Origin of the sequence: Paenibacillus agaridevorans (genome assembly GCF_003112455.1) — a bacterium.
GTDB classification, from domain to species: Bacteria; Bacillota; Bacilli; order Paenibacillales; family Paenibacillaceae; genus Pristimantibacillus; species Pristimantibacillus agaridevorans.
The window spans coordinates 23,551-34,345 of the sequence record NZ_BDQX01000043.1 but is presented as its reverse complement, the minus strand read 5'-3'; the positions used below and the strand labels follow the sequence as shown (position 1 = coordinate 34,345).

General features: G+C 53.4%; 8 protein-coding genes. 6 read left to right on the top strand and 2 right to left on the bottom strand.

What is annotated here, in order from left to right; all coding sequences use genetic code 11:
- Positions 1–1,409 (top strand): S-layer homology domain-containing protein (locus PAT3040_RS04615; RefSeq protein WP_181376436.1); only part of this gene is annotated, 1,409 nt, incomplete at its 5' end.
- A gap of 168 nt (positions 1,410–1,577) precedes the next feature.
- On the opposite strand, the gene PAT3040_RS04610 is transcribed toward PAT3040_RS04615, so the two are convergent.
- The gene (locus PAT3040_RS04610; protein WP_108991705.1) at positions 1,578–2,573 is read right to left on the bottom strand and encodes an N-acetylglucosamine kinase; all 996 of its coding nucleotides are present in this window, start codon (positions 2,571–2,573) and stop codon (positions 1,578–1,580) included.
- A 23-nt stretch (positions 2,574–2,596) separates the two neighbouring features.
- Positions 2,597–3,886 (bottom strand): 6-phospho-beta-glucosidase, encoded by a 1,290-nt coding sequence (locus tag PAT3040_RS04605; RefSeq protein WP_108991704.1) that lies wholly within the window; start codon positions 3,884–3,886, stop codon positions 2,597–2,599.
- 322 nt (positions 3,887–4,208) lie between these two features.
- On the opposite strand from PAT3040_RS04605, the gene PAT3040_RS04600 reads away from it, so the two are divergent.
- From PAT3040_RS04600 to PAT3040_RS04580, 5 genes are all read left to right on the top strand, one after another.
- Positions 4,209–5,072 carry a MurR/RpiR family transcriptional regulator gene (locus PAT3040_RS04600; RefSeq protein ID WP_087572761.1) on the top strand — a complete coding sequence of 288 codons (864 nt, stop codon included), beginning with the start codon at positions 4,209–4,211 and terminating at the stop codon, positions 5,070–5,072.
- Between the two features lie 1,278 nt (positions 5,073–6,350).
- A complete protein-coding gene (gene murQ, locus PAT3040_RS04595; RefSeq protein ID WP_087572764.1) occupies positions 6,351–7,265 on the top strand; it encodes an N-acetylmuramic acid 6-phosphate etherase in 915 nt (304 codons plus the stop codon).
- Positions 7,266–7,422: 157 nt separating this feature from the next.
- On the top strand, positions 7,423–8,871 hold the full coding sequence (locus PAT3040_RS04590; protein ID WP_108991703.1) for an ABC transporter substrate-binding protein: 1,449 nt from the start codon (positions 7,423–7,425) through the stop codon (positions 8,869–8,871).
- 138 nt (positions 8,872–9,009) lie between these two features.
- Positions 9,010–9,909: a carbohydrate ABC transporter permease gene (locus PAT3040_RS04585; protein ID WP_087572759.1), complete on the top strand. Its 900-nt coding sequence runs from the start codon at positions 9,010–9,012 to the stop codon at positions 9,907–9,909.
- An 18-nt stretch (positions 9,910–9,927) separates the two neighbouring features.
- Entirely contained in the window at positions 9,928–10,788 is an 861-nt protein-coding gene (locus PAT3040_RS04580) for a carbohydrate ABC transporter permease (RefSeq protein WP_108991702.1), read from the top strand.
- Positions 10,789–10,795 lie beyond the last annotated feature (7 nt).

Here is a 10,795-nt window from a genome sequence, read left to right as displayed (position 1 = left end):
TCGGAGGTTGGTACACCGACGAAGAACTGACGGAGCCGTATGTATTCACTACTGCAGTGACGGGCAATGTGACGTTGTACGCGAAGTGGACGGCTCAGGTGACAGAGACTCCTAATGAAGGCGGGACGGTCTACCCGACGCCAACACCGACTCCAGCTGCCGGAGAAGAGAAGGGCTTGCTCATCAACGGCAAGCAGGGACATGCGGACATCACCAGTACTACGGACGGTAAAGGCCGCAAAGTAACAACGGTGACCATTGATTGGAACAAGGATAACCAGACGCTGGCCGGTGATTCGCAGGGGACAGTCCTCGAGATTGAAGCGGATGCGGAGAGCGACGTACTTGCAGCAGAGCTGGGCATGGAACTTCTGAAGGCATTGATCGACAGAGGTGGCAAGATCCAATTGCGCACGGCATTTGCATCGTATGCCATCGACGCGTCTCTGTTGGGCCTGGAAGCGTTGCTGGAGCAACTGGGACCGAACGTTCGGGCGGAGGATGCCGTCGTGCGTATCGAAATCGCCCCTTCGAATGACCGTATCGTCCGTCTGCTAAGGGAAAGAGCTAAAGTTGGAGACTTCCAGGTCATCGCGCCTCCGGTTCATTTTGCGGTATGGGTCAAAGCCGGCGACCTGGAAATCGAAGCGAACAACTTTGCGGCTTATGTTGAGCGGACCATTTTCATTCCAAATGGGGTTAACCGCAGGTTGATGTCTACGGGCGTTGTCATCGATCCCGACGGAACGGTTAGGCATATACCGACCCGGATGCTGGTGAATAACGGGATATACGCAGGTGTGATGAACAGCCTGACCAACAGCGATTACGCATTGATCGGATACAAGGCGGCATTTGACGATATGAAGGGGCATTGGGCGAGCAGCGCCGTCCTTGATATGGGATCGCGCTTGATCATCGAAGGAATAGGAGAGGGGCTGTTCGCTCCGGATCGTTCCATTAAGCGAGCGGAATTTGCGGCCATTCTGGTGCGGGCGCTAGGCCTTGGCCAAAATACGCAAGCCGGTATCGGCAAGTTCTCCGACGTCCGCGAAGGAGACTGGTATGCCGGGGCAATAGGGACAGCTTATGAATATGGCTTAATCGGAGGGTTCGAGGACGGAACATTCCGCCCGAACGATGACGTAACGCGCGAACAGGCCATGATGATGATCGCTAATGCGATGAGATGGACGGGGTTGACTGCAGACGCTGGAGCTGATCCATTGAGCGGATTCCCGGACGCAGCTCAAGCTTCGGCTTGGGCGGAGACTTCGCTGAATAAGGGGCTTGCGACCGGCATTCTCTCCGGCACGCCGAAGGGGGAGCTCGCGCCTGGGACCAAGTTGACCCGTGCGCAGGCAGCTGTCATGGTTCAGCGTTTGTTAAAGGAGTCGGGACTCATCTAACCAGATGTAATGAAGCACGAATAATCGCCGTAAAAAAAGGTTATCCTCAGCATTCGTTCATTTCGGTGAACGAACGCGGGATAACCTTTCTCTATATTTCTCGAAATGAAACGCTCCGGGCCGCCATAGGACGGCGACAGCCGTTTTACCTTGTATGTTTGCTTGAAGTCAGCGTACCGCCTCGATCACCTTGGCGCGAAGCGCGTCATCGGCAGGTGCGCCGAGCGCAAGCTCAAGCGCCCAAAGTACGGCTCCTGCGGCTGGCGGCTCCTGCAGTAAAACAAATCTGCATTCCTGGCCGGTCAAGCCCGAGACGAACCCCATATAACGATCCCGCATAATCGGCGAAGCTGCTTTCGCCCAGACGGAGCCGGCCATCACGATGTCGACAGGCTTATCGTCGTCGAAGTCGAGATGCCCCAAGCAGCCGACCGTAGAATAGGCAAGCTGGCGGGCCGAGTGGTCGACGATGCCGGACGCGACAGCATCGCCTTGTTCTGCAGCTGCCAGAAGCGTCGTCACGATCTCGGTATACGGCAAGCTTCGGGCAACCAAACCTTCAAGTCCACGATCCATAAACGTCTCCTTCGAGGATGCGCCGATCAGCGCCATGACGGGCTCCGTCATGGAAGTCTCCGGGCCCAGGCGGTAGAAGCTGTCGTAGATGGCGCGCAGAACACGCCTCGTCAGATAAAAGCCGCCGCCCTCGTCGCCGGCGAGCTCGCTGCCGACTCCCCCGACCTGGAGACGTTTGCCGCTCTTCGAGATGCCGCAGGTAGAGACGCCCGAACCGTTGATGGAGCAGATGCCGTAGCCGTGCGACGTCCCCGCTTTGATGCCGAGGAAGGCGTCGTTGTCCATCGCGAAGCGAGTGAAGCCGAGACGTTCGATAACGGCGTTCAGCTGCGCCTTCTGCGAAGGAATGTCCGCGCCTGCTAGACCGAACGCTCCTGCCGCGATATCCGCCAAGGACAACCCGCCCCGTGCAAGCAGTGTCGATATCTGCTCATGCATAACGCTGTAAGATTTGGCGTAGCTCTCCGGGAACTGCTCGTGGCTGCAGGTGCCGGATCTGATATGATCCTTAAGCGTTCCGTTCAGGTCGAACAAATAATAATCCGTCTTGCTATTGCCGCCGTCGACGCCGATGACGTACTTGCTCATGACGATTCCCACTCCTCCCTGCGTTATTCGAATTTGAACTGGGGCAGATATTCCTTGTGCGCTTCCTTCAATTCCCTAAAGCAAGCCAGCGCCGTATTATAATCGCCAACGAGCGGATTCATCATCAACGCCCGCATGGCGGCTTCTTCGCTGCCTTCGACGGCCGCGGCGACTGTCTCGCGTTCGTAGGCTTTCACCATCCGCATGTAGTCGATAATATGGCGGTTGTCGAAGTCTTCGATAACAAGCGGCTTCGCGCCATCCTTGCCTATGACTGCAGCTACCTCAATGGCGTCGTTATGCTCCATGAAGTCCAGCGCTCCGCCGTTTAGCAGATTCACGACATGGACCTCCTGCTTGTCGTTGTAGATGGCATCGACGAGGCTGATCGCGACTTCGGAATAGTTGGCGCCGCCGCGCGAGGCCAGAAGCTCGGGTTTTTCATGCAGCTCTGCATTGGAGTAGATGCCCAGAAGCTCTTCCTCGATGTCCATACATTTCTCTCCGCGGGATTGCTCGCTGTCCTTCAATAGCTTCAGCTTTTTGTCCTTGAAATAATAATATTCCATATAGGAGGAAGGAATAGCGCCTACGAGCTGCACCAGTTCCTGGCTAAAGCCGCTGGAAGGAATGTTCTTCATTGCTTCGCTGTTGAGCCCCATCTCGAGAGCGTCCTTCAGATAGTCTTTGCCGTCCTGCTCAATGGCTGTAATCCAGCTCAGATGGTTGAGCCCGACGTAAGTCAGATCCGCGTTTGGCAATTGAAGCGTTTCTCGAATGCTCTTGTACATATTGTAAGGGACATTGCATAGTCCCAGCATTTTGACATTCGTATGATTCAAAATCGCTTCCGTAATGATTCCCGCGGGATTGGAGAAGTTAATCAGCCAAGCGTCAGGGCATAGCTGCTCCATGCGCTTCGCGATGTCGAGCATAACGGGGATCGTGCGCATCGCCTTAAAGAAGCCGCCGATTCCACATGTTTCTTGACCGATCAGATCGTACTTGAGCGGTATCTTCTCGTCCAGCACGCGAGCGGGCAGCTTGCCGACGCGAATCTGGCCGAGCACGAAGCTTGCTCCTTGGAGAGCTTCATCCAGCTCCATCGTTTTAACGACTTTGCAGTTCATTCCCGCTGCCTGTACCATGCGTTCGCATAACCCGCCAACGATCTCGAGCTTGCGCGCGTCGATATCCATAAGCACCAGCTCCGTCAGCGGCAGATTGTCTTTGCGTTTAATAATGCCTTCCATCAATTCTGGGGTATAGGTGCTTCCTGCCCCGATAATGGCAATTTTTAATGCTGTTCCCATGTCCCTCATCCTTTGCTCGTTTATGATTCATCATAATGGCGTAGATGCACGTCAATTGGTGCCCATTATAACATGCTACAAGAATTTCAGGCAATAAAAGTTGCAATATTTACTTCAAAATGATAATAATATTTTAAAATAATATTTTATGAAACTCGTCACTCGATATATGTCATATATCCGATGCAAACACTTGTAATTTGGCAGGAATCCGTATACTATTTAACCACAATGGAATTTCCGAGCTTCCGAGCTCCCGGCCAGACTATCCAGAACAGCTTCTTAGTGGCGACAAAACCTACGAAACGGCAGGTAACGTCATATGGCGATAAACGATAACGTACTAATCAAGATCCGCGACAGAAAGGATAGTCTGACCCCGGTCGAACGGCTGGTGGCGGAATATATCCTTGCGAATAAGGAAGAGATTCCGCATTTGTCGATCAAGAGCCTTGCGCAAGGCAGCAAAACAAGCGACGCTTCGGTGCTGCGCTTCTGCAAGACGATGGGGTATAACGGCTATCGCAGCTTTATCGTCAGCATCTCTGCGTCGCTGGGCTCCATGGACGAAGACAGCGGCGAACAATATAGCGACATTCAGCCTGGCGACGACCTTAGTACGATCATCTCCAACATCGGACGCAACAATGTGCGTTCCATCGAGGATACGCTTAGCGTGCTTGACCGCCCTGCGGTAGCTCGTGCCATCAAGGCGCTGCAGTCCAGCAAACGTCTGATGTTTTTCGGTATTGGCGCGTCGGGGCTGGTGGCTCAGGACGCCGAGCAGAAGTTTACGCGGATCAACAAGATCTGTCATGCTTTTACGGATGGCCATAGCCAGTTGACGGCCGCTTCCTTGCTGACCAAGGAGGACGTCGCCATCTTTATATCCAATTCCGGAGACACGGTGGAAATACTCGACTCGCTGGAAATAGCCAAAAAAAACGGTGCTCATATTGTGGCGATCACGAAATACAGCAAAAGCGAACTATCCGACAAGGCGGATTCTTTGCTGAGCATATCGACGCCGGAAATTTCCATTCGCAGCGGCGCCATGGGATCGCGCATCGCGATGCTCACGATTATCGATATGCTGTTCGCCGGCGTGGCAAGCGCGGACTATCAGCAGGTCAAAAAGTATCTCTCCAAGAGCAGAAGCATCATCTCTAACAAGCGTAGAAGGTAACGCTCCCCAATAGCGATCATGAACGACACTCCAGCCTGCAGGCTGGAGTGTTTTTGCTGCTCAGGCCATGGAGCAATACTTGGCAGCAGAACCCGGATTAATTTTTCATAAGCGCTGTTTGGTTGAGCCGGAGGAGGAGAAGGGGGCGTTCTATAAGAGAAGGATTGGCGCATGTTGGTGACTTTCGTCAGTGAGGTAATCAAAGAGTACGTGGTAATTGTACGAAAATACACAAATTAGCTTACATACGAATTAGAGATTCGTGAATTTGTACATTTATCCCTAATTTTAGCCTCGAGAAGTGACTAAATAGGCGAAATGGAACGTGAATTGTGTATTTTTGTACAATTTACCACCAGGGAGAGACTTCAGTTTAAATATTTGAGTATATTTGCACAATTCATACTGAAGTGACCTGCTGTAAAGTAGCTTAGCGGAGTTTAGCTTCCATGTTGTGCGACCCGTCCGTCATCCTGTAGTCCCGGTGGTCCCGTCCCTACAACATCCTAGCGCCCCGTCCCGACATCCCGGCATCCAGTCGTCCGGGCGTCCCGGTATCCAGAGCCCCGTCCCAGCGTCCCGCCATCTCGTCATTCCGCGTCCCAGCATCCCGGCATCCAGTTGTCAGGCATCCCAGCATCCCCATGTCCCGGCATCTCGTCATCCCGGCGTCCCTGCATCCCGTCCTGGCGTCCCGTTCCGCCGCCCTGGCGACCCATCCCGGCGTTCCGGCGACGTATCCCGTCGTCCCGTCATCTCGTCATCCCGTCATCCCAGCGTCACGCGTCCCGTCGGTCCAGTCATCCCAGCCGTCCCCATGTCCCGTCATCCTGTCCAGTCATCCCAGCATCCCCATGTCCCGTCATCCCGTCATCCGCCGTCCCGACATTCGTTCGGGTATGGCCTGTTGTCGACCAATCCAGTTCCGTATTTTCTTAAGGACAAGTTGGAAATTTTAAACTTTAAATGATGAATGCGCTTACCCCGATGATGGCCGGAAAGCCGCACCGCCAAAGGTTCGACGGCATTTGTGCCTCTCGCGCAAATTGTGATATAAAATGCCAATGTTTTATGACAGTATAAAATAATATTTCAAAAACTATTGACGGAGCTGAAATAAATTCTTAATATAGAGTCATGAACAACAACAACAAACGCATCACGAATGACACTGAAGACAATAACCATACTAGCAATATGGGCAGCGTCGACAACAGGGTGGAATTCGATCACATGGACAGCAACTTGTCCAAACATGATCACGTAAGGGGAATCACGATGAAGGACTATCTTGCAAGCTTGACGACGGAAGGGATCAACCCCGAGACCGGGATGATCGACGAATTGTCCACCGAAGGCATGCTGGAGCTCATGAACCAGGAGGATGCCAAGGTACACGTGGCGGTGAGGCAGGAAATTCCTCGCATTGCGTTGGCCGTGGAAGCGCTTCATCATGCGCTGTCGACTGGCGGAAGAATGTTCTATATCGGAGCAGGAACGTCAGGAAGGTTAGGCGTGCTGGATGCTTCGGAATGTCTGCCGACGTTCGGCGTGGATCCATCGCTCGTGCAGGGCTATATTGCCGGAGGCGATCAGGCGCTGCGAATCCCCGTGGAAGGATGCGAGGATGACGGCGATGAAGGCAGGGCGCTGATTGATCAGATCGGCGTGACGGGCAAGGACGCGGTCATCGGAATCTCGGCGAGCGGCAGCGCGGCCTTCGTTATCGAAGCGCTTCGCAGAGCCAGCGAGTTGGGAGCTGTCACGATCGGCGTCGTAAACAACAAGGACACGAAGCTGTCGGAGGCGGCGGACATTACCATCGCTCCGGTGGTGGGCCCGGAAGTAATCGCAGGCTCCACGAGATTAAAGGCGGGAACGGCCCAGAAGCTTGTACTGAACATGCTGACGACCACCACGATGGTGAAGCTAGGCAAGACGTACAACAATCTGATGGTCGATCTCAAGGCCAGCAACAAGAAGCTGTTCGACCGATCCCTCCGAATCATCAGGACGGCGACTGGGACGGACGAAGCTACGGCGGAGCAATACTTGCGACAGTCCGAACTCGACTGCAAGCTGGCGATCATGATGATCAAGTCCGGGCTTGGAGCCGAAGAGGCGAAGAAAGTGCTGGCGAACTGCGGCGGCAACCTTAAGAGGGCTATACGTGCCTGTTCCCAAGTGAAGTAAGGTTTGCGCGAAGGGGAAGAACGTTATAGATTTATCCTTATAATGTTCTTCAACTTTTTCGCAAACGGACCCGCTGCTCTTTTATCAGAGGAGGTACAGCGGTTCGCCTGGGACGGATCGTATATATAGAATTTCAAATAAAGGGAGGATCTTGGCAATGAAAAGTAAAACTAAAATTGCTGCATCTGTGCTTGCTCTGACTTTATCCTTAGGAACGCTCTCCGCTTGCGGCTCCGGGAACAACAACGAGCCCGCCCAAACGGCGAAGCCGTCTAACACTGCAAACGGCGGAGCATCGGAGGCGAAGGACACCATCACGGCGCTTCTGCCGCCGGTATCCCCAACGTATCAAGAAAACTTTAAGCAGATGGAAGCCGACTTTAACAAGCTGTATCCGAACCTGACTTTGAAAATCGAACCTGCCAGCTGGGAAGACATGACTCAGAAGCTGGATACGCAAGTAAACGCGGGCAGCCCTCCGGACCTTGCTTTTATCGGCTCCGACGGCATCTCGAAATACGCCCAGATGGGCATGCTGCTGGACATCAAGGATCTGGTAAGCGCGGACATGATCGCGGACTACGATGAAGCGGCGCTTGCTTACATGAAAAACGGCGACGGTCTGTACGGTCTGCCGGCTTACATGGAAGTACACTCCATCGGCGGCAACAAGCAATTCCTCGAAGAAGCCGGCGTCGACTGGAAGAAAGTGCAGCAAGAAGGCTGGACGTACGATGAATTCCGCGAGGCCATCAAAAAAGGCGTCGTAAAGGAAGGCGACAAGACGTCGCGTTACGGCTTCGTATTCGCTACGGCTGGCGTAGCCTCCAAGGACTACCTCAGCATTCTGGTGAAAAACGCGGGCATGCCGTCTCCATTTACAAAGGATCTGAAATACGCATACACAAGCAAAAACTATTTGACCGTTCTGAACGCGGTTCGCGAATTGATCGACGACGGCTCCATGCCGAAGGAGCTCAGCTCCGTTGACGCCGGCAAACGCTGGAACATGTTCTTGACGGGACAGACGATGATTACGGGCAAAGGTCTTGCCGTTTTCGAAAACTCCGCGAACAAAAACAACGCGAAGATCGACGCGAAGGACGGAAGCGCGGTTGAAGGCAGCATCAAAGTGGACTATATCGCGTTGCCGCTCCCATCCTTTGCAGGTCAAGAGCCGGTCTCCCATGCGGTGGTTGACGGTTATGTCGCTTTCCGCGGCAAAAAGGATCCAACAGATGAGCATAAAGCGAATATCGCGAAGGCGGCTTACTTCCTGTCCAGCGGTCAGGTAGCCGCAACAACGAATAATGACCTGTTTGCAGCGCATATTACCAAGAGCGCCCGCGAAGCGGCAGCCAGCATGGAGTCGAATCGCAATCCGGACAATATCGCAGCTGTCGATAAGATGTTGGAGCATGCAGCTCCTGCCCGTCCTGACATCCCTGTAGAATTGGGTTCCAAGGCGATCAAGCTGGAGAACGAGGTTGTCATTCCGAAGCTGCAAGCGCTGCTTGCAGGCGAGATTACGCCTCAAGAGATGTACGATGCCGTGAAAAAAGGCGCTATCGAGGCCTTCGGAGCGGACGGAGTCGTGCAAGATTAATGAATTTCGCTCGGATAGCCGCTCTCATGCCGAGGCGGCTATCCGAATTTATAGCTGCAGGGATACTACGTGATCAAAAGCGGACTTTTTGAACGATCTCTTAAAAGAAGTAACGCGGCAAGGGAAAGGAGTCTTACTATGGCTCGTGCGTCAAACGTCAAGAATCGACTTAATCGCGGAGATGGGGCATGGGCCTACGCTTTCATCGCCATTGCGCTCGTTGTCTATGCGCTGTTCACGGCTTATCCGGTCGTGAGCGCCTTTTTGGTCAGCTTTCAAGAATACCGGCCATTAGGCTCGGAATACATTGGATTCGACAATTACTCGGGCATCTTCGCCAGCGAGCTGTTCTGGAAAGCGATCATGAATACGCTCGTTTATACAGTGCTGACTGTCCCGGTTGCATTAATCATATCGTTCGCGGTCGCGATCGCGATCATGCCGCTCAAAAAGTGGGCGCAGACGACTTTCAAGGCGATCTATTACTTGCCGGCGGTCGCTTCCGGCGTCGCCCTGTCCGTCGTATGGCTCTGGATCTACGATCCGCTTCCCGGCGGCATTCTGAACCAGTTGATCGGGATGTTGGGCATCCCTAGCCAGAACTGGTTGGGCGCCAGCTCGACCTCCATGTTCTCGCTTGTACTCATGTCCTGGCTGTCCAGCCATGGCACCAGCATCATTATTTATGTCGCGGCGCTGCTCGGCATCGACGAGAGCTACTACGAGGCGGCGGAGATCGACGGAGCGACATTCTGGCAAAAGATGTGGCACATCGTGCTGCCTTGCCTGAAGCCGACGACGCTGTTCCTGCTGGTCACCGGCGTGATCGGGTCGTTCCAGGTGTTCCAGAACGCTTATCTGATGACAGGCGGCGGTCCGGATCATTCCACGACGATGGTCGGCCTTCTGATTTTCGATACGGCATTCAAGTATTTCGAATTCGGCAAAGCGGCGGCTCAGTCGCTCGTATTGGCGGCCATTATCGGCGTCATCGCGTTCATTCAATTCAAATTCCTGGGCAAAGACGTGGAATATTAAGAGAAGGAGGGACCTGCTTTGGCACTGTTTAATAATCATCTAGGCAATCGTACAGCGAAATATACGCGCAACACCATTCTAGTCATCCTCCTTCTTCTGTTCGCCATGGCGACGATATTCCCGATCTACTTCATGATCATGTCGTCCTTTGGCGATCCCGTCGAAGCGGGAGCGGTCAGCTATTCCATCTGGCCCAGCAAGTTCTCGCTGGAGTCTTACAAGTTCTTCTTCGCCTTCAGCGAATATTCGTATCGCTGGATTCTCAACTCTCTTGTCGTAGCTACCGTGGTCATGGTGTCGAACGTTGTATTTGCCACGATGGCGGGATATGCGTTCTCGAAAATCCAGTTCCGCGGTCGCAACGTGCTGTTCGCCATACTGCTTGCGGCGATGATGATCCCTTATCAGGTCACGCAAGTACCGCTTTATATTTTGATCGTGAATATTTTCGAAATCCAGAACACGTACAGCGCTCTTATCATGCCGACGCTGGTTACCGTCTATAACATCTTCCTGGCGAAACAATTTATGGGCACGATTCCGAAAGAAATTCTGGAGTCGGCCAAGGTGGAAGGCTGCAACCAATTCCAGATTTTCGTGAAAATCATCATGCCGCTCTCGAAGACGGTTATGGCCGTTATGGCGATCCTGACCTTTATGGAGACGTGGAACACGTTCTTCTGGCCGTTCCTGGTCACGAACACGATGGATATGCAGACGATCCAGGTGGGACTCAAAAACTTCCGCTTCGCCAATACGACGTATTTCGCGCCGATGATGGCGGGCGCAACGATCTCTGCCGTGCCTATGTTCATTCTGTTCTTCAGCCTGCAGCGCTACTTCCTGGAAGGGGTAACGGTAGGCGCGGTGAAGGGGTAACGACCAA

Excerpts from the sequence above, each read along its gene's own strand:
- PAT3040_RS04610 (WP_108991705.1), bottom strand. The coding sequence starts at position 2,573 with ATGAGCAAGTACGTCATCGGCGTCGACGGCGGCAATAGCAAGACGGAT.
- PAT3040_RS04605 (WP_108991704.1), bottom strand. The coding sequence starts at position 3,886 with ATGGGAACAGCATTAAAAATTGCCATTATCGGGGCAGGAAGCACCTAT.
- PAT3040_RS04600 (WP_087572761.1), top strand. The coding sequence starts at position 4,209 with ATGGCGATAAACGATAACGTACTAATCAAGATCCGCGACAGAAAGGAT.
- murQ (WP_087572764.1), top strand. The coding sequence starts at position 6,351 with ATGAAGGACTATCTTGCAAGCTTGACGACGGAAGGGATCAACCCCGAG.
- PAT3040_RS04590 (WP_108991703.1), top strand. The coding sequence starts at position 7,423 with ATGAAAAGTAAAACTAAAATTGCTGCATCTGTGCTTGCTCTGACTTTA.
- PAT3040_RS04585 (WP_087572759.1), top strand. The coding sequence starts at position 9,010 with ATGGCTCGTGCGTCAAACGTCAAGAATCGACTTAATCGCGGAGATGGG.